Annotated in this window: 20 protein-coding genes and 3 tRNA genes; 5 read left to right on the plus strand and 18 right to left on the minus strand. The window is 40.2% G+C overall.

Annotation, left to right across the window (positions count from 1 at the left end; translation table 11 throughout):
* Positions 1-29 precede the first annotated feature (29 nt).
* From RVY80_RS08480 to hcp, 4 genes are all read right to left on the minus strand, one after another.
* On the minus strand, positions 30-1,451 hold the full coding sequence (locus RVY80_RS08480; protein WP_310746170.1) for a CCA tRNA nucleotidyltransferase: 1,422 nt from the start codon (positions 1,449-1,451) through the stop codon (positions 30-32).
* A 183-nt stretch (positions 1,452-1,634) separates the two neighbouring features.
* Complete coding sequence (gene sdaAA / locus RVY80_RS08485; protein ID WP_295187519.1) at positions 1,635-2,510, minus strand: L-serine ammonia-lyase, iron-sulfur-dependent, subunit alpha; 876 nt, start codon at positions 2,508-2,510, stop codon at positions 1,635-1,637.
* Positions 2,511-2,518: 8 nt separating this feature from the next.
* Positions 2,519-3,181, minus strand: coding sequence for an L-serine ammonia-lyase, iron-sulfur-dependent subunit beta (sdaAB, locus tag RVY80_RS08490; protein WP_295193430.1), 663 nt, complete (start codon positions 3,179-3,181; stop codon positions 2,519-2,521).
* 217 nt (positions 3,182-3,398) lie between these two features.
* The gene (hcp, locus tag RVY80_RS08495; protein ID WP_317330242.1) at positions 3,399-4,964 is read right to left on the minus strand and encodes a hydroxylamine reductase; all 1,566 of its coding nucleotides are present in this window, start codon (positions 4,962-4,964) and stop codon (positions 3,399-3,401) included.
* A 528-nt stretch (positions 4,965-5,492) separates the two neighbouring features.
* Between hcp and RVY80_RS08500 the strand changes: the two genes are divergently transcribed.
* The gene (locus RVY80_RS08500) at positions 5,493-6,218 is read left to right on the plus strand and encodes a Crp/Fnr family transcriptional regulator (RefSeq protein ID WP_317330243.1); all 726 of its coding nucleotides are present in this window, start codon (positions 5,493-5,495) and stop codon (positions 6,216-6,218) included.
* Between the two features lie 131 nt (positions 6,219-6,349).
* Here the strand turns inward: RVY80_RS08500 and RVY80_RS08505 are convergent, their stop codons facing one another.
* From RVY80_RS08505 to RVY80_RS08520, 4 genes are all read right to left on the minus strand, one after another.
* Positions 6,350-8,068 carry an LPO_1073/Vpar_1526 family protein gene (locus RVY80_RS08505; protein ID WP_317330245.1) on the minus strand — a complete coding sequence of 573 codons (1,719 nt, stop codon included), beginning with the start codon at positions 8,066-8,068 and terminating at the stop codon, positions 6,350-6,352.
* Between the two features lie 12 nt (positions 8,069-8,080).
* Positions 8,081-8,632 (minus strand): TIGR01440 family protein, encoded by a 552-nt coding sequence (locus RVY80_RS08510; RefSeq protein WP_317330247.1) that lies wholly within the window; start codon positions 8,630-8,632, stop codon positions 8,081-8,083.
* 167 nt (positions 8,633-8,799) lie between these two features.
* The gene (locus RVY80_RS08515; protein WP_317330249.1) at positions 8,800-9,357 is read right to left on the minus strand and encodes a Fe-S-containing hydro-lyase; all 558 of its coding nucleotides are present in this window, start codon (positions 9,355-9,357) and stop codon (positions 8,800-8,802) included.
* A 23-nt stretch (positions 9,358-9,380) separates the two neighbouring features.
* Positions 9,381-10,223, minus strand: a complete 843-nt coding sequence (locus tag RVY80_RS08520; RefSeq protein WP_295187503.1) for a fumarate hydratase — start codon at positions 10,221-10,223, stop codon at positions 9,381-9,383.
* Between the two features lie 598 nt (positions 10,224-10,821).
* Between RVY80_RS08520 and RVY80_RS08525 the strand changes: the two genes are divergently transcribed.
* From RVY80_RS08525 to RVY80_RS08540, 4 genes are all read left to right on the plus strand, one after another.
* Positions 10,822-10,897, plus strand: a tRNA-Asn gene (locus RVY80_RS08525).
* A gap of 7 nt (positions 10,898-10,904) precedes the next feature.
* Positions 10,905-10,979 (plus strand) — tRNA-Glu (locus tag RVY80_RS08530).
* Between the two features lie 3 nt (positions 10,980-10,982).
* Positions 10,983-11,058 (plus strand) — tRNA-Val (locus RVY80_RS08535).
* A 209-nt stretch (positions 11,059-11,267) separates the two neighbouring features.
* Positions 11,268-12,128: a hypothetical protein gene (locus RVY80_RS08540; protein WP_295187500.1), complete on the plus strand. Its 861-nt coding sequence runs from the start codon at positions 11,268-11,270 to the stop codon at positions 12,126-12,128.
* A 202-nt stretch (positions 12,129-12,330) separates the two neighbouring features.
* Here the strand turns inward: RVY80_RS08540 and atpC are convergent, their stop codons facing one another.
* The 10 genes from atpC to RVY80_RS08590 form a co-directional block, all read right to left on the minus strand.
* Positions 12,331-12,738 (minus strand): ATP synthase F1 subunit epsilon, encoded by a 408-nt coding sequence (atpC, locus tag RVY80_RS08545; protein ID WP_317330252.1) that lies wholly within the window; start codon positions 12,736-12,738, stop codon positions 12,331-12,333.
* A 3-nt stretch (positions 12,739-12,741) separates the two neighbouring features.
* Complete coding sequence (gene atpD, locus RVY80_RS08550; protein ID WP_310746254.1) at positions 12,742-14,166, minus strand: F0F1 ATP synthase subunit beta; 1,425 nt, start codon at positions 14,164-14,166, stop codon at positions 12,742-12,744.
* A 16-nt stretch (positions 14,167-14,182) separates the two neighbouring features.
* The gene (gene atpG / locus RVY80_RS08555; RefSeq protein WP_295187494.1) at positions 14,183-15,037 is read right to left on the minus strand and encodes an ATP synthase F1 subunit gamma; all 855 of its coding nucleotides are present in this window, start codon (positions 15,035-15,037) and stop codon (positions 14,183-14,185) included.
* Between the two features lie 3 nt (positions 15,038-15,040).
* On the minus strand, positions 15,041-16,579 hold the full coding sequence (gene atpA, locus RVY80_RS08560) for a F0F1 ATP synthase subunit alpha (protein ID WP_295193873.1): 1,539 nt from the start codon (positions 16,577-16,579) through the stop codon (positions 15,041-15,043).
* A gap of 16 nt (positions 16,580-16,595) precedes the next feature.
* On the minus strand, positions 16,596-17,147 hold the full coding sequence (atpH, locus tag RVY80_RS08565; protein WP_295193870.1) for an ATP synthase F1 subunit delta: 552 nt from the start codon (positions 17,145-17,147) through the stop codon (positions 16,596-16,598).
* A gap of 4 nt (positions 17,148-17,151) precedes the next feature.
* Positions 17,152-17,646, minus strand: a complete 495-nt coding sequence (atpF, locus tag RVY80_RS08570) for a F0F1 ATP synthase subunit B (RefSeq protein WP_295187487.1) — start codon at positions 17,644-17,646, stop codon at positions 17,152-17,154.
* Positions 17,647-17,663: 17 nt separating this feature from the next.
* A complete protein-coding gene (atpE, locus tag RVY80_RS08575) occupies positions 17,664-17,897 on the minus strand; it encodes a F0F1 ATP synthase subunit C (RefSeq protein ID WP_317330257.1) in 234 nt (77 codons plus the stop codon).
* Between the two features lie 22 nt (positions 17,898-17,919).
* On the minus strand, positions 17,920-18,594 hold the full coding sequence (gene atpB, locus RVY80_RS08580) for a F0F1 ATP synthase subunit A (protein ID WP_317330258.1): 675 nt from the start codon (positions 18,592-18,594) through the stop codon (positions 17,920-17,922).
* Positions 18,595-18,924: 330 nt separating this feature from the next.
* Positions 18,925-19,287 (minus strand): hypothetical protein, encoded by a 363-nt coding sequence (locus RVY80_RS08585; RefSeq protein ID WP_317330259.1) that lies wholly within the window; start codon positions 19,285-19,287, stop codon positions 18,925-18,927.
* Between the two features lie 10 nt (positions 19,288-19,297).
* Entirely contained in the window at positions 19,298-19,612 is a 315-nt protein-coding gene (locus RVY80_RS08590; protein ID WP_295187478.1) for an AtpZ/AtpI family protein, read from the minus strand.
* Positions 19,613-19,743: the final 131 nt, after the last annotated feature.

Below are 19,743 nucleotides of genomic sequence, written 5' to 3' on the forward strand. Positions count from 1 at the left end.
ATCCTAAGATTCATGTACCTCTGTTATCTCTATTTTTTCTTTTTTAAAAGTCTCTGTAGACGTCGTTCCGCAGCTATAAGCAATGCGTCTGGATTGTTTTCAATCCTGCCTTCTTGAACTTGCGCTAGCAAGAGCTTTAACATTTCACCTACATTAGGTGCCACTAATGTTAGCAATCGTTTATCATAATTTAGATCACTCGTATGGATAGGCATGTGATTACTAATATCTACCATACAATCTCCAAAGGCGAGAGTCCCATCTGTAGAGGCATGAGGTTTACCACATCCCATAACATCTGCTGCACATACTTGTGCTAACTGCTGCCAGGCTTCAGTTAGATTCGCCGCATATCGGAATGCACCACTACGAGCCTCTTGTCGAGCCCATTTAACGGCATCTGCTTCATTATGGGTGACAAAGTAATGGAACCTCATATGATTTCTCACAATCCATACAACACGATCCACAAAAGACTTAGAGTATTCCAAACGGGTCAGCAATTCTCGGGACATATCGGCACCCATTGTATCGTGACCACGATCGGTAAGTCGCCCATTAATTATCTCTCGTATTGTTGGCATTCCCTTTGCTACATCATGGAGTAATGCCCCCCAACGAAGAGTAAGATCCGGTTCTGTATGAGCTACCACGGCCAATGTATGATACCAACCATCAAAAGTGTGAAATGCTTTTTCCTGTGGCAAATTCACCAAGTGGTATAGTTCTGGCAGAATAGGTATTTGTTCTACCTTGCCATGGCGTATAGCACGGCAAGAACATTCTGCCAATCTAGATTGAACAAGAATATCTAGACCTTTTGCCACCGCAGGCTCCACCATGAGCTGATCCAGTTCTTGTCTCACTCGTTCAAGAGACAAACCTTCTACTCTATGAAAAGCGCTAGGCATGGCCTCTAACAAATCTTTATGCGGCAGAAAATCTAATTTTGCTACAAATCGACAAGCCCTAAATAAACGTAGTGCATCTTCTTGGAATCTATGTTGTGGATTTCCAATAGTGCGTAAAATCTTATGTTTAATATCATGGCACCCATCTACAAGATCAATAACATTGCCATCTACATCCATAGCCAAACCATTGACAGTAAAATCGCGGCGCAACACATCTTCCGCTAGTGTAGATGCATAGACTATAGTGTCTGGTCGATGACTGTCCTCACCATAAGTTTCTTTACGGTAAGTAGCGATCTCATAGCTTTTACCAAGCAAAGATGCAATCACAACACCAAAGGACTTGCCCACCATACCTGGCGTAGATATATTATGAGATTCTAATACTGCAATGACCTGTTCAGGGTGAGCAGATGTAACAATATCAAAATCATGAGGTTCTATATGCATCAAAATATCTCTGACCGCGCCACCTACGATGTACGCTTCATAACCTGCATCCAAAAGATATGACAATATTTGTTTCGCCCCGTCCATCGTAGTACCCCCATCTCATATTTATATCACTCTAATAGGCAATTATATTTCCAACATATTATACTACTTATTAACTAGACTATAACCACATAGTGGATATAATAAGTCCGAATTAGCATTCTTCTCTATTTTACTACAAATCGATAAAAGTAAAAAGAACGGATATACGCAAAAAGTCCGTTCCTATAAGGAACGAACTCGTTTTGCAATCTTTTCACCGGTCAATGTTTTTGCTAACCCTCCATCACTTGTTTCACGAAGTGCTGCTGGCATAGCTCGACCTACTATATTCATTGTTTCAATAACTTCATCTGGTGGTATTTGACTTTCAATCCCGGCCATGGCCATTTCCGCTGCAGTTAAAGCATGGGCAGTATACACACCATTACGTTTAATACATGGTACTTCTACAAGGCCTGCCACTGGATCGCAGACAAGACCTAATAGATTTTTCATGCAAATAGCCAATGCATTACCTACCTGACGAGGTGTGCCCCCCATCATTTCAACAATAGCTCCTGCCGCCATAGCAGAGGCAGTGCCAACTTCGGCTTGACATCCGCCAACAGCACCCGCTACACAAGCGCGATTTGTCACTACATTGCCAATACCGGCACCTGTAAGAAATCCACGTACATAATCATCATGGCTCAGATTATAATGCTCACCAACAGCTTTCACACAGCCCGGCATGACACCGCAAGAACCAGCCGTTGGACAGGCAACGACTTTAAACATTTTTGCATTAGCTTCATTAACGGCAATAGCATAAGTCATAGACTTGTACATTAAATCGCTCATAAATCGCGGTTGACCTTGTGCTAACAATTGCGCCCCTTGTCCACCAGACATCTCAGATGGTGTCTTACCCGTATTTAGTAGGCCAGCTTGAATGGATTTTTCAAACACTTGTAATCGAGTATCGATGGCGGCCATAACAGTTTCTACATCATTTTCATAATTTTCTAATTCCGCCTGCAATACTACGTCAGAGAAGGAAATAGAATGTTCTTCCGCCAAACGGATAATATCCTCAATGGTTTCATACGAATAACTCATAACTCCTCCTACAACACATCAAAGGTCATTAAATCACGTACCCCTGGACATTTGCGCATATTATCTACTAATTCTGCATCTACAATACTATCAGTAGAAATCACCATTACCGCATCCTTGTGCTTAGCTTTTCTAAACACTCGCATGCCCGCAATATTAATGTTCGATTCCCCTAATACTTGGGTAACAAGAGAAATCACACCAGGCCTATCCTCATGGAATACAACCACAGTGAACTCATCACCAGTAATCTCCATATCTACCCCATCCACCTGGGTAATCATAATACGGCCACCACCAAGCGATCGGCCTACAACAGTCATGTGCCGATGGCCTGTATCATACATATCAAATTTCACTACATTTGGATGATCCACCTCAAGAGGAGACTCAATAAATTCATAATCCATGTTATCTCTTTTAGCTAATTCATCAGCCACCCGTATACGGGCATCATCTTCTTGAAAGCCTAGTAATCCAGCTAATAGGGCCTTATCTGTACCATGCCCTTTGTAGGTTTTTGCAAAAGATCCATATAGGGTTAACTCCACACGAGACGGTACACCCCGAAAAATACAATGTGCCATTTTTCCAAGTCTAGCAGCTCCGGCTGTATGTGAGCTAGAGGGACCAATCATAATAGGTCCGATAATGTCAAAAATTGTGTTCATAACTACCTCAAATCAACATATTAATCAACATACATCATGTCGCAATATAGGCATTTTGAAAGAGCCTAACGCCTGCTATATAGCTTTCTTGCTTATAGTATATCAACGAATATATATCTTGTATATATGCACATATGCAGTATATTTGTTCTTGTAGATTATACACGTCAACATATAAAAAAGCGGCATGCAAATTGCTTTGCACACCGCCTAATAATTAACCCAAGATAGCTTTCAAGTCAGCTTCAGGAGTAGTGATTGGGTGTAATTGGAATTTGTCTACCAAAATGCTCAACACATTGCTGGAGAAGAATTTTGGCAAAGAAGGTCCGATGTAGATGTTGCGGATACCCAATGCTAACAATGTTAACAAGATACATACCGCTTTTTGTTCGTACCAAGACAATACCAATGTCAATGGAAGATCGTTTACGTCACATTCGAATGCGCCAGCCAATGCTACTGCTACTTGAATAGCGGAGTAAGCATCGTTACATTGACCCATATCAAGGATACGAGGAATACCGCCGATTTCGCCGATGTTAAGGTCGTTGAAACGGAATTTACCGCAAGCTAATGTCAATACAACTGTATCTTGTGGAGTTTGTTTTACGAAATCTGTGTAGTAGTTACGGCCTACTTTAGCACCGTCGCAACCGCCCACCAAGAAGAAGTGTTTAATAGCGCCAGCTTTTACAGCATCGATTACTGTATCAGCGATACCCAATACTGTACCATGACCGAAACCAGTAGTTACTTCATGACCACCATTGATGCCAGTGAATTCTTGAGCTTCGGAGAAACCGCCCAATTCAAGAGCACGGTTGATAACTGCACTGAAATCTTTTGTGCCATCATCATTAGTTTCTACATGTGTACAACCATCGAAACCTACCATATCTGTAGTGAAGATATTTGCTTTGTAGTTTTCTTTAGGTGGCATGATGCAGTTTGTAGTGAACAAGAATGCGCCAGGAACGTCAACGAATTCTTTTTGTTGGTTTTGCCATGCAGTACCAAAGTTACCTTTTAATTGAGGGTGTTTTTTCAATTCAGGGTAAGCGTGGCAAGGTAACATTTCACCATGAGTATAGATGTTTACGCCTTTGCCGTCAGTTTGCTCCAAGAGCATTTTCAAATCGTGAAGGTCATGACCAGTTACTACGATGAAAGGACCTGGTTCTACAGTCAAAGGAACTGTTGTAGGTACTGGAGTGCCATAAGTTTCAGTGTTAGCAGCGTCAAGTAATGCCATGCATTTCAAGTTAACATGACCAAATTCCATCAACAAATTCAACCATTCTTCTGCACTGTGATCTTTAGCCATTTCAACAAGGCCTTTTACGAACCAAGCATCAACGTCTGCATCATCATAGCCGATAACAGCTGCATGCCAAGCATACGCAGCCATACCACGCATACCTAATAATAATGTGGAACGAAGGGATACGATATCTTCTTCACCTTTCCAAAGTTGTTCCCAATCAAAGTTTTGTTGAGTTGGATCGATGCTAGCGTGGCAAGCATTTACTTCATCGATAAATTCTTGTACACGATCTTCAGAGAAGTTTACGTTAGTTACGCACATGAACAAGCCTTTTTTCAAGTATTTGATTGCTTCTTTTGTAGTACCTTTAGCTTCACAAGCACGTGCTAACCCAACCAAAGCAGCTGTTAATTCATCTTGCAAGTTAGCAACTGGAGCAGTTTTACCGCAAACGCCTTGTACAGTACAGCCCGCTGGTGCTGCAGATTGTTCACATTGATAACAGAACATACTCATTTTAAATCCTCCTTCGCGAGACTTTCTCGCCTTCAAGCTTTCGCTTAACCATCATACTATTCATATACTGACAACTAAAATCACATTTAGTTATTGTCCTTTTTACAAGTATGAGTATACAATAGTGATGTATTAATTTCTGTAGCTTGAGCAACAAAATAAAAAACTTTTTTCTTTTTTACAGATAAATTTGGTTGGCATCAAGTATAACTTATATAAATTTTATATTGAGAATTATTCTCTCCGTTAAATTCTCCGTTAAATGAAAGTTAGCCTCTACATACCTACCATCATCGATTAAACAAAAATGAAAATAGATAGAGTTTTATCTATCTATATTATACTCATTCAATTAGTAAAATTCAATTAGTAAAATTGAAATACTTTTTATACATTTATCATTGCATTTTCTGAAGGCAACAAACATACAGCTATATTCTGTTGACATTCTATTGATATGCTCTTGATATACTAGCACCATACAGCAAACGTAACAGTTTATTGTTACACACTAACAAGGAGGCTCTGATGCAACAACTATTATCTGAAGAGATCATCAAAAAATATTTCAAAACTATCGTGAAATGCCCTCTATTTCAAAATCTTGGTGAGAGTGAATTACTGGGATACCTCCACAATGCCAGAGTCATTGTGAAAGAATACAGGAAAAATGATTTTATCGCCCTCTCTGGTGATCCTATGGAAGGCATCGGCGTTATCCTCGAAGGTAGCGCTCTATTAACTCGCGAAAATGTCATGGGCCAACGCGTTATCATGGCGAACTTAGAGGCATCAGCCATGTTCGGCGAAGCATTACTTTTCAGCAAGCAAGCCCTATGGCCTGCCACTATCAAAGCCATGAAGGCCAGTAAAATCATGTTCATCCCGCTAGAAACATTTATCCAAACATTACCAGATTGCCAACAATGCCAAACCAAAATCCTCTCCAATCTATTGGAGGATTTATCCGAAAAGGCCATGATTCTCACAAAGAAGGTTCATTACCTCACCTTAAAAGGCATGCGTGAGAAAATCTTCGCCTACCTTACAGACATTTACACCGTGCAACATAGCGAAGAATTAAAATTGCCACACAACCGCGAACAAATGGCCGAGGTCCTCAACGTATCCCGTACAGCCCTCAGCCGCGAGCTAGGACGATTACGCGACGAAGGCATTATTGATATCCAAGGTCGGTCTGTGTCGTTATTGGATTTATCGGTAATCACGGAATTCGGATTTAATAACAACTAAATTTTCTGCAAATAATAAAACGGACTTAGATGGCTGATACATCAACGGTATCAAACATCTAAGTCCGTTTTTTTTAATTGCTATAGCTATTCATCCAACTAGCTTTCACCAGTCAACAGTCGATTACCCTATTAGAACCAGCGAGACAAATCAAATTCCTCGCCAATGGTTGCTTTCACATGGGCACGGCCAAGGTATAGGCCTAGCAATGTGAGACTCATGGCAGACATTGGGCCGTTGTCGAATAGGTCGGCAAGGTCGAGCAATACTGGGGAAATGTCGTCCATGATATTGCGCGCCTCCGCACCGCTGAAGGACGTTGGTTTGCTACGCATCAAGGCAAGCAAATCTCGTTGCATAGATGCATCGGTGATGTGCGCTTGACGGAAGAAACGCGGTGCCATGGAATCGTCCACCATCGCCAATTTGTACAAACTAGAGTTCATACTCTTGACAATATAGTTTGGATCAATGCCATCTCGGCCTGTGATGTATTCTAATTCCTCACGGCTAAAGCCACGGAAGTTAAATACGAATGGATAGGAATTACCAAGCAATTGTGCCAATGTAATGGATTCACGTTCTTGAATCGTACAACGAAGGTAATCTAGTTGTCGGAAGAAGGAACTATCATGTGGTACATCGGAGATAAATGGTTCGATATATTTTTCCACATAATGTTGGAAGTTGGATAATGTATAGTTGTTGGAATTTCTAGAATATTGTAACAATAGGGACAATGCCATGATTTGGAAATGACCTAATGTCATATGTGGCAACACGCGAAGTGCATCGAAGGCCACCAAGTACGGTGTACTGGACTTTGGTTGTTGTACCACATCAAAGAATGCCTCTAACGCAACGGCACGCATGCTATCTGTCGGATTCGCTGCATAAGCCTTTTGCATACACATAATCGCTTCTTGAACTACAATATTTTCTAGCAAATAGCGAACTTCGCTAATTTTTGTGATTTGCAATGCAGCTAATGCTTCACGAGTAATAGATTCAACATTTGCTTTTGTAGATTCCCCAACAAGGCCAAAGGATTGAATAAATGGCTTGATTGCTAAATCAACCATTTCTTGTTCTTGCGCCTCTTGCGTCCAAGGGCTAACCGTTTGTTTAGGTTTCCCATCATCTTCGGCAAGGGCTTTATTGATTTCATCTACATTGATGAGGCGAGTTTCTTCCAATACAGATAAATTATTATTATCTGCTGAATTCGCCACAGCACCTACGGCTCCTGAAACGGCTGCCGCTTGAGCACTAACGCTACCTGCACCAGCTGCACTCGCCATACTTGCTGCACCTACAACGCCTGCACTCGCAGCTGCAGCACCAGTAACGGCGCCAATAAGTTGTGTCGCTTCCATATCAGAAGATGGTGTACTTTTCAATTCATCAACTTTTGCAATATCGTTCACATTACCAACGAACTGTGTTTCCTCAATATTCCGAACGGCTGGAATAACGGCGGTGTGTTCGATTTGTTCAGCCACTTTTGGAATAGCTTGAGTATGTTCGATTTTAAAATTAGCGGTATTTTCAGCTACTACAGCATTAGAGGACTTATCTTGTGCATTTTCTTGTACCGCTGCGTGTTTGGCTGTCACATCTACGCCATCTTCGATAACTCTAAATGTTTGTTTACTTTCACTCGCATCGTCGCGATTCACATTGCTGTAGTATGTGGACCCATAATCCTTGATACTATGATGCTCTGTTTGTTTCGGCGCCACCGGTTCATGTTCTTGTTTTTTATCCGGTTTATTGAATAATGCATAACACAACCCAAAGAACACGATGACCACACCAGCGATAACTAAATAAGGAATGAAGGCTTCCATTCATACCTCCTATTACATTAATGACTCATTATATACGGCACGAATGCCACCAATACTTTTTGGGCGAACGCGCGCCGCTGTTACATGGGCACAACCAATTTCTTTCACCCCGAGGCGAACTGGCACTGCCACATGTTTCAAATGCATACCGATGAAAGTATCACCAATATCGATGCCTGCATCTGCTTTGATAAATTCAACGACCACTGGATTGTCTAGCCGTTTATAGGCTGTTGTCGCCATAGCACCACCAGCGTGTTGCTGAGGTACCACATTGCAAAGCTCCTCTGTTGTCACATAGGATTGTTCCACCACGATGGCGCGATTTAAATGTTCACAGCATTGGAATGCTAGATTAATTTGGTGTTCCTTAGCCACTGTATAAAGTTCCTCAAACACAGCCTCTGCCAGTTCCATATGAGAATCATGTCCTATGACACCTCCCGCCATTTCACTGCTAGAACAACCAACAATCACTAACTGCCCCGGCGTTAACCGAGCAGCATCTATTAATTCAATAATAGCTTTACGCGCTTCTTCACGAATGTCCTGTATGGATTTCATATAACCGCCTCGCTCTTAATACTCTATACTAGTTTGTCTAACTTCTATACTATCATAAAATGCATAGATTCGGTAGATAAAAGAAGATTCGGTAGATAAAAGAAAAAAACACCCCTCAGTCAAAGCCAAGGGGTGTTTGAATGCACGGGGAACAACCATGCAAGATTTTATAGTTTACGGTAAGGTTTTTGACCGATTTCGTAGAAATCGTTACCTTCACTATCAATAACTACGATAGCTGGGAAATCTTCTACAGTCAATTCAGCTAATGCTTCTGGGCCTAAGTCACCATATGCAATAACTTCATATTTTTTGACGGATTTTGCAATTAATGCAGCAGCGCCACCAACAGCTGCGAAGTAAGTTACACCATTTTTCTTCATAGATTCGATAACTTCTGGTTTACGGGAACCTTTACCAATCATACCTTTGATACCTTGATCCAACATTGTTGGAGTATAAGCATCCATACGACCGGAAGTTGTAGGGCCAGCGGAACCAATTGGGTCACCAGGTTTTGCAGGTGTTGGTCCTAAATAGTAAACCATTTTGTCATGCCAATCGATAGGCAATTCTTCGCCACGTGCTAATGCTTCTGTCATAACTTTATGAGCAGCGTCACGTGCGGAATAAATTTTACCAGTGATTAAAACGCTGTCACCAGCTTTTAATTTTCTGGACATTTCTTCAGTGAAAGGTGTTTGAATGCGAATTGTTTCAGCCATTACTATGTCTCCTCCTGTTTCTATTAAAGAACAACTTCAGCGTGACGAGCTGCATGACAGCAGATAGTTACAGCCACTGGAAGACCAGCAATGTGAGTTGGACCCCATTCGATGCTAACTGCTAATGCAGTAGTGGAACCACCTAATTGAGCACCGATACCTGTTTTGTTGATGTTTTCACAGATTTCAGCTTCCAATTGAGCATATTCAGGCATTGGATTGCGTTCTGTAGTAGAACGAAGAAGAGCTTTTTTGGAAAGTAAAGCTGCTTGGTCCATAGTACCACCGATACCTACGCCAACTACCATTGGTGGGCATGGGTTAGGGCCAGCTTTTTTAACGATTTCCAATACAGCATCTTTAACGCCTTGTACACCATCAGCAGGTACAAGCATTTTAACGCCAGATTTGTTTTCAGAACCAAAACCTTTTAATTCAACGTCAATTTTGATTTTGTCGCCAGGAACAATTTCAGTGTAGATGATAGCAGGAGTATTGTTTTGAGTATTTTTACGGTTAAACAAAGGTTCTGCTACAACAGATTTTCTCAAGTAACCATCGATATAACCAGCTGCAACACCAGCATTGATAGCTTCTTTAAGATCGCCACCAACGAAGTGAACATCTTGGCCTACTTCTAAGAATACAATTGTCATACCAGTATCTTGGCAAATTGGACGATCTTCATCTTTTGCAATTTCTGCATTTTTGATGATTTGATCAAGAACAACTGCGCCTACTGGAGACTCTTCTGTTTCACGACCAGCTTTTAAAGATTCATAAACATCATTTGGTAAGTAGTAAGCAGCGTCCATACATAATTTTTTGACTGCTTCTGTGATTGTTGATACTTGGATCTCGCGCAAAATAATCCCTCCTCAGGAACAAATATTGAGATTAACTCTATACGTAAATGGTAGCACACTGAGAAAGTCTATTCAACAGCTTAGCTATACCGTTTTCTCAACATTTTTTCGTTTAATGAGAGTTTTTATCATTGGTTAAATATACTCTTTTTATACACTATCAAAATATAGAATATTTTAGATGAAACACTATTAAACGGCATCAATCAACATAATTTCTACAGTATACAAATGTACATTCCCAAACATCCTCTACGCATCTTTTAGGAATATTTACAATAATTGAAAATCTATATCATTTAAATCATTATTTTTTTCTTGAAAATTATTCTTCACCAATTTTATTCAATATACTTTTTTCGATAGTATAAGTATAACACAATCAACATATACCTCAACTATATAGGTTATACCTGCATTTATCCTTATCCTCATTTATATAAATATTTACTTTATATATATCATTTTTTTCAATAAATATAAATTTACACATAGTCTATGTCATTTAGTTATAGATATTGAGCTTTTATCATTTATATTTTTATAAAAAAACACTTGCATAAATTCTATATCTATCATATAATTACTCTTGTATTATTCCTCGATAGCTCAGTTGGTAGAGCAATCGGCTGTTAACCGATCGGTCGTAGGTTCGAGTCCTACTCGAGGAGCCATACTTTTGGCCCGTTGGTCAAGCGGTTAAGACACCGCCCTTTCACGGCGGTATCCCGGGTTCGATTCCCGGACGGGTCACCATATGGACGATTAGCTCAGCTGGGAGAGCGCCTGCCTTACAAGCAGGATGTCGGCAGTTCGATCCTGTCATCGTCCACCACTAAGGAGAGCAAGCAGTATGCTTGCTCTTTTTTTATATCCTAGGCTCTTCAATGAATGTCAAATACAGGGTATACTAATAGTATATGTATTATACAACTATTATAAGCAGCGAATTAATGTTTACTCTACTACATACATGTAGATAGTTATATAATACTATACATAATGTTATTAATTTTGAATTATCCCATACCAAGGAGACTCACTATGAATACCAAACGTTTCTCTACTTTCATCAAAAAACTAGCTACAGTAGCTGTAATGTCTTGCATGACAGCATTCATCGCAACCCCAACTACCTTTGCAGCTGACAATATTTTTGCCAGTGCCTATTTAAAACAAGTACAACCTGTTGAGCAAGATACAACATCTAATAACTTTAAAACGCGTGTCGCTAATGATACAACTAACACCAATAATGCTATTATCTCCAATACTGAAAGCATCGACCTTAGCGGCGACTTGAAAAATTTCCCTAGCCGTAATGTGGTTATCGTAAACCCTAGCAGCAACACTCGTAAAGATCGCGCTGAAATGGCACAATTTATGCGTACAGCTATTACAAACGAACTGAAATACCCATACTATAGTGCTGTAACAACAAATCGCCCTACTAGTGCTTCATTAGCTACGGCGAATTCCCTTGCAACCATTGCAGAAGAAACTGGTGCAGATATCGTACTATTGCCAATCGCTGTTGAAAACGATTATGTGCAATATCGTCCAACTCGTACCTTCCGTTTCGATAGCACTGGTGATGAAATCTACACACGAGTAGCTATCAGCGCCAAATTATATTACTACGATGCTAACAAACAAGAATTCAAAGGCTTAGATAAAACATACTACAAAGATGCAGAGTATCTATCCGTACCAACACAACGAGAAATTTGGAATAAGGTCATGACAGATCTCATGAATAAGCTTCCATACAAACGTGTACCTACAGACATCAATCGTTATACAACACAAACTAAAATTGATACATCTAGTACTGCGCAAAACTTTAATCAAGTAGAGCAACCTATTTCTACTACTTATTCCTTAGCTGGAGTATCTGAATTATAATTATATATATGTTATTACCACCTATAGCCTATAGCCAAAGCGACTCATAGGAGTCGCTTTTGTCTTGTATGATTATAACAAAACGCCGATGATGAAATAATTAACTTTCACCATCGGCGTTTATAGTTTGCAACAAATTATACAGTCCACAACGAGTGTCTATCACACAAATCATATGACTTGCATAATTCATAGCATAGATTTATACATATTTCGCCACATGCAATCGAAGTAGAGCTCTTGCTAACGCATGTTCTGCACGTTCTACATCAATGTCAGGGCTCTTGGAAACCAATCGTTCCTCTGCACGTTGTTTAGCACGTTGTGCCCGGTCTACATCAATAGAATCTGGCAATTGGCAATCAAGGGTCACAATACTCACCTGATTATGCTCAATTTCACAGAAACCACCAAAAACAGCTAAATAATGTTTTTGACCATCTGGTGCATCCAACCGTAAAGGCGCAATATCAAGAGCGACAATCATCGGTGCATGATTAGGCAAGATACCAAATTCGCCATCTATAGCCTTGCCAACTAAGAAGCTAGCTTCACCTGTATAGGCGATTTCATCAGGAGTGATGATTTGTAGGGTCATGGGTTCTGCCATGGTTTATTCCCCCTTCTCTTGCATTCCCTTTGCTTTTTCCACAGCTTCGTCGATATTACCAACCATATAGAATGCTGCTTCAGGAAGCTCATCGTGTTTACCTTCAAGAATTTCTTTAAAGCCACGCAAAGTTTCGGATAATGGCACGTATTTACCTGGAGAACCTGTAAATACTTCTGCTACGAAGAATGGTTGACTCAAGAAACGTTGAATTTTACGAGCACGAGATACTGTAAGTTTATCTTCATCAGATAACTCTTCCATACCCAAGATAGCAATGATATCTTGAAGATCACGATATTTTTGAAGTACTTCTTGTACGCCACGGGCAATGTTGTAATGTTCATCACCTAATACCAATGGATCCAAAATACGGCTAGTGGAATCCAATGGATCCACGGCTGGGTAAATACCAAGTTCCGCAATGGAACGGGACAATACTGTAGTAGCATCCAAATGGGCAAATGTTGCCGCTGGAGCCGGGTCAGTTAAGTCATCGGCAGGTACGTATACGGCTTGTACAGACGTAATAGAACCTTCTTTTGTAGAAGTAATACGTTCTTGCAATGCCCCAACATCATTTGCTAGTGTAGGTTGGTAACCTACAGCAGATGGCATACGGCCTAGCAAGGCGGATACTTCAGAGCCTGCTTGGATAAAACGGAAGATGTTGTCGATAAACAACAACACGTCTTGTTTTTTAACGTCACGGAAATATTCCGCCATAGTTAAGCCAGTCAAACCTACACGCATACGCGCTCCAGGTGGCTCATTCATTTGGCCATATACAAGAGCCGTCTTGTTAATAACGCCGGACTCTTTCATTTCATTCCACAAGTCATTACCTTCACGAGTACGTTCGCCTACGCCGGAGAATACGGAGTAACCACCATGCTCAGTAGCAACGTTGTGAATCAATTCCATGATTAATACGGTTTTACCTACACCGGCACCACCGAACAAACCGATTTTACCACCTTTTACATAAGGGGCAATCAAATCAACGACCTTGATACCAGTTTCCAAGATATTAGTTTCTGGTGCCAAATCATCATATTTCGGAGCTGGACGATGGATAGGCCATTTTTCATCAACTTTCACAGGTGTTGGATCATGATCCACTGGTTCACCAAGAACATTAAAGATACGGCCAAGTACACCTTCGCCAACTGGTACTGCAATAGCTGCACCAGTATCTTCGGCTTCCATACCGCGAGTCATACCATCAGTAGAGCTCATCGCAACGCAACGAACTGTGTCGTCGCCCAAATGTTGCATAACCTCTACTACAATTTTTTGTCTATCGTGGGCCTTATGGTCATGGTAGATGTGAATGGCGTTATAAATAGCAGGTAATTTGCCATTTTCAAAACGCACGTCAACAACTGGACCGATAACCTGGACCACTTTACCAATATAATTACTCATTAAGAGGTCTCCTTATCTATTGCAAGGCATTCGCACCGCCTACAATTTCAGAAATTTCATTTGTAATACTAGATTGACGAAGTTTATTGTATTCTAATCCAACTTTATCAATCAATTCACCTGCATTATCTGTAGCTGATGTCATAGCTGTCATACGAGCACCTAATTCACTAGCAGCTGATTGTAGCAAGCCATTATACATTGTAATCTCCAAATATTTTGGCAGTATTTGTTCACATACGGTAGTCACATCAGGCATAAAAATATAGTCTTGACCATCTTGCTCTGCCTGTGGTGTTTCGATTGGTAACAATTGATGTGCCTCTGCAACTTGCGTCATAGAATTCACAAAATGCGTATATACCATAATAACTTCATCCACTTCACCATTAAGGAATCGAGGGATGACCTCTTGGATTAACGCACGAGCATGTTCATAGCCAGGCTTGTCAGAGTAACCGCTAAAGTGTTTCTCTACATGATAGCCTCTAATTTTCATACAGTCTCTAGGTTTTCTACCAGATGTAATGATATCGTATTGATCCGGTGTTTTAGTACCGATTTGTTCAATCACAAACTTAGTTAGATTTGTGGAGAATGCACCAGCAAGACCTTTATCAGCACCAATCATCACATAGCACGTCCGTTTTACAGGGCGTACTTCTAATAGTGGACTAGAGAAGTTTTCAGGAATACTACTAGCAATATGACGCAAGATTTGACCCAATTTATCTGCATAAGGACCAGTCGCTTCCGCCTTACCTTGAGCACGACGAAGACGAGCAGATGCTACCATCTTCATTGCTTTTGTAATTTGTTGCGTATTGGTAACACTTTTTATGCGTTTTCGCAAATCTTGTGCACTAGCCATACATTACGCCTCCTTCGGAGTCACAAGTGTATGAGTAGTACCAAAATTCTCTACACATTCTGGAATTGCTTTTTTGAGCAATTCTTCAGTTGCTTCGTCAAGTTTTTTAGTTTCCTCAATCGTTGTAATGATTTCTTTGTAGTTAGCTTTGATATAACGAACTAATTCGTTTTCAAATTCCAATACATCATCTACTTCAATTTTAGAAAGATATCCTTTAGTACCGGCATACAAAGTAATAACCATTTCAGGAACACTCATAGGTTCGTATTGACCTTGTTTCAACATTTCTGTCAAACGAGCACCACGATCTAATTGTTCACGAGTGGAACGGTCAAGATCGGAACCGAATTGAGCAAACGCTGCCAATTCACGATATTGTGCTAAGTCAAGACGAAGCTGACCAGCAACTTGTTTCATCGCTTTTGTTTGTGCACTACCGCCTACACGGGATACGGACAAACCTACGTCAACGGCTGGACGCACACCGGAATAGAACATATCTGTGCCCAAGAAAATCTGACCATCTGTAATGGAGATTACGTTCGTTGGGATGTATGCAGATACGTCACCGGCTTGTGTTTCGATAATAGGTAAGGCCGTAATAGAGCCAGCACCCAATTCATCAGATAATTTTGCAGCTCGTTCTAATAGACGAGAATGTAAGTAGAACACGTCGCCAGGGTATGCTTCACGCCCTGGTGGACGACGAAGTAACAAACTCATAGCACGATAAGCAGCTGCTTGTTTCGTTAAGTCATCATATACGCAAAGTACATGTTTACCTTGGTACATGAAGTATTCGCCCATTGCAACGCCTGCATATGGTGCGATGTATTGGATAGGTGCCCCTGTAGATGCACTAGCGGATACAACAATGGTGTAATCCATAGCTCCGCCTTCTTCAAGTTTTTGAACAACACGAGCTACTGTGGATTCTTTTTGACCGATAGCCACATAAATACAAATTACATCTTTACCTTTTTGGTTCAAAATTGTATCAATCGCGATAGCAGTTTTACCTGTACCACGGTCACCGATGATCAACTCACGTTGGCCACGTCCGATAGGTACCATCGCATCGATAGCTTTTAGACCTGTTTGTAATGGTTCATGTACGGATTTACGATCCGCAATACCAGGTGCAGGATGTTCAATTGGACGGGATTCCGTCGTTTTGATATCACCTTTACCATCGATAGGTTGTCCCAATGGATTAACAACACGCCCAATAAGCGCTTCACCAGCTGGAACTTCCATAATTTTGCCAGTACGACGTACTTGGTCGCCTTCTTTAATCAAGAAGTCATCACCTAATAATACGGCACCAACATTATCTAATTCTAAGTTTAAAACCAAGCCATATACGCCATGAGGAAGTTCTAACAATTCCCCGGCCATGGCTTTTTCAAGACCATAAATATGGGCAATGCCATCCCCAACATCGAGGACTGTTCCCACATCATCAACGTTGAGATCCACGTCATAGTCCTGAATTTGCTGCTTAATAATAGCAGTGATTTCTTCAGGCTTCATTTTCATATGTTCCCATTCACCCCTATCCAATAGCGTCTATTTTTAACAATGTTTTTTCTAATTCTGAAAGTCTACGTGCTACGCTACCATCAATTCTTTGGTCCCCAATTTGAACCACTAAACCACCCATAATGGATGAATCTTGTTTGACATCTAGCATAATATCTTTACCCGTAAGTTCCTTTAATTTTGCTGTTAAAGCTTGTTCCATCGATTCCGATAATGGTTCTGTTACCGTTACCGTTGCCTCTAAAATACCACGAACATGTCTGGATTTAGATATAAAGCCACGAATCGACTCTTCAATAAAGCGATACCGTCCTCGTTGTATCATTACATACAGGAAGTGCAGTGCCGTTTTATTGATGGCTTGTTCAAAGATTTTACCCATAAGTTCAATCTTGGATTGGGCTGTCATAATGGGGTTCATGAGAAAGGAGTTTAATTCAGGATGTTCCTTCATCACATTGGATACATAGGATAAATCCTGCTCCATCTCTTGTAAATTATTTTGCTCTTCGGCAAGCTCCAAAATAGCGGAGCTATATTTATCTGCTACAATTCCTATGCTCATCGTATCACAACCCTATCGTTTTACCATCGAGTTTAGCAATAGCTTCTTCAATTAGTTTTGTATTCGTTGCACTATCCATATCTTTAGCTACTACTTTGCCCGCCATAGCTACAGATAAGGAAATTACTTCATTACGTAAACTATTCATTGCACGATCACGTTCTCGTTCAATCTCTTGACGAGCTTTTTCTTTTTCATTTGCAATTTGTTCACGTACTTCAAGTACTTGCGCTTTAGTAGTTGCTTCTGCTTCCTTCACAGCTTTCTCAATGATCGCTTGTGCTTCTTGGCGTGCATTCGCAATTTGTGCAGTATACTCTGCTTTCATAGCTTCTGCATCAGTACGCGCTTGTTCAGCCGTTTCCAAATCATTGGCGATTCGATTTTTCCGTTCTTCCATAACGCCACAGATTGGTTTATATGCAAATTTCGCTAAAATAGCAACTAATATAAAAAAGTTAAGGAATTGGGCAATTACAGTACCGTTTAAATCTACCAACGGTCGTCCCTCCCTAATTATAATTTAGTGAATACTAAGAAAATTGCAATAACTGCCGCGATGATAGGCATTGCTTCGATCAAACCTACTGCGATAAACATAGTTGTCATCAATTGGCCACGAAGTTCTGGTTGACGAACTGTGCCTTCTAATACCTTCACTGCTACCAATGCATCACCGATAGCTGCCGCTAATGCTGCAAAACCGATTGCCACTGCTGCTGCGATTGCGTATAAACCTTGAACTTCCATAATGTACCTCCATAAATCCTAATTAATGTTCCGCAACGACTTGTGATAAATACGAAGACGTCAATACTGTAAAAATAAATGCTTGAATAACACCAATTACTAAACTAAATGCAATCCATGCCCACTCAAGTGGTACATAGGCAGGTAATAAATTGTACATTACCTCCAATAAGATTTCACCGGCTAGAATATTACCAAATAACCGGGCTGCCAAGGTAACAACTTTGGCAATTTCTTCAAATACATTTAGTACAAATAATGCTACATAAGGTTCGAAAAAATGTTTAAAGAATCCTATGCCTTTAATACGAATACCTGTAGCCCAGACTACAGCAGAACTTGCTAATGCAAATCCTAATGTCGTATTAATATCGGCTGTTGGCGAGAATAGTTTCCCACCGCTTGGTAGTAGACCTAATTCATTGCCGATACAAATGAATAGAAAGAAAGTGAATAATAAGGAACTCACTTTAGACCAGTGTTTACCTAAATTCGGTGCAAACTGTGCCTCTAGTGTTTCCAACACCATCTCTACCACGTTTTGAATGCCTGAAGGCACCAATGCCCGCTTGCGCGTAGCTAACATTGTAATGACAATAACAATCGCCATCGTAAGCCATGTCATATACAAGGTATCAATGTGAAAGGATAATCCCATCCACTGTACCACTGTATGGTGGCCTGCATGCAATTCCACAACTTCAACCCCTTTCCATACGCATATATACTTAAAACAAAGGCTTAACTATTATAATCATACCCTATAATGAATATGCGTTCAACCTGAAACAGTTGATAATTCCTATCCGTTATATACCAAATATTCATAATACATCGATGTTTATGCAGTTTTATCCGATTATGACATAAAGAGTTAAACTTTTATTATTTTTATAATAGACATCACTTTTTATTATGTATTGCATAATATAAAAAATAATTATCCACTGTCTTTCTCTTTATACAGTGAATTATAAGAAATTCTAAAATAACCCTAGGGTGCATGCCTATATGCAAATTAAATCAATCAATGGTCATATTTCCAATACACAATGTACAATACCGGCTTTGTAATTAAAAAACTACATACAACCATGAAGGGATTAATAAAGGCAAATTTTGTACTAATAAGCACAAGAGCTATAACCAAAAGTAATCGTTGAGCTGCTTGCATCCGAGATTTTCGGACAATATCTTCTGGATCTACAAATTGCAATTTGTACGAATGAAATCCCAATAGCGCTAGGTATAACATCACAATCCATTGCCCCCAAAGCCATCCACCTAAATACTCAGTATAGCCAAGAGACAAAATACCCAAACTACCTAAAAGAGCGACAACCATACAAGCTACTAATATCTTTCTTAATAATATAATCAAGCTATTCATACGCACCACTCTATTTGACAACTTGCTTATACAGCATGTATAAGCCCCCAAAGCCGCCAATAATACCACCCATGATAATTCCTCCTGGTGATGTTCCAAAGGTACTATCGAATTCATAACCTAACCATAGGCAACCACCAATACTACAGAGCAAACTAATACCAGCGGAGGAGGCCACCGCAACGGCTTTCAGCATGTCTACTTTTGTTTGTTTTTCGTCCTCACTGGTTTGCCCCTTGTGTTGCTTCTTAACTTGATGTATTGTATCCACCTGTTGTTCCAGATTGTCTGGTGCTGATTTTATAGCTTGCTTAGATTCATTCATGCTGTGGACCTCCTTTCTCAAAGATTATTCGCTTCCAAGCCTTGACCTAGAAATACTTTACCGTACAATTACCATATCAATTACGGTTAACATAAAAATATTGCATGAAGTGGTGCTACCTCAATGCAACG

The sequence above is a fragment of the Veillonella absiana genome (genome assembly GCF_032970865.1).
GTDB lineage: Bacteria > Bacillota > Negativicutes > Veillonellales > Veillonellaceae > Veillonella > Veillonella absiana.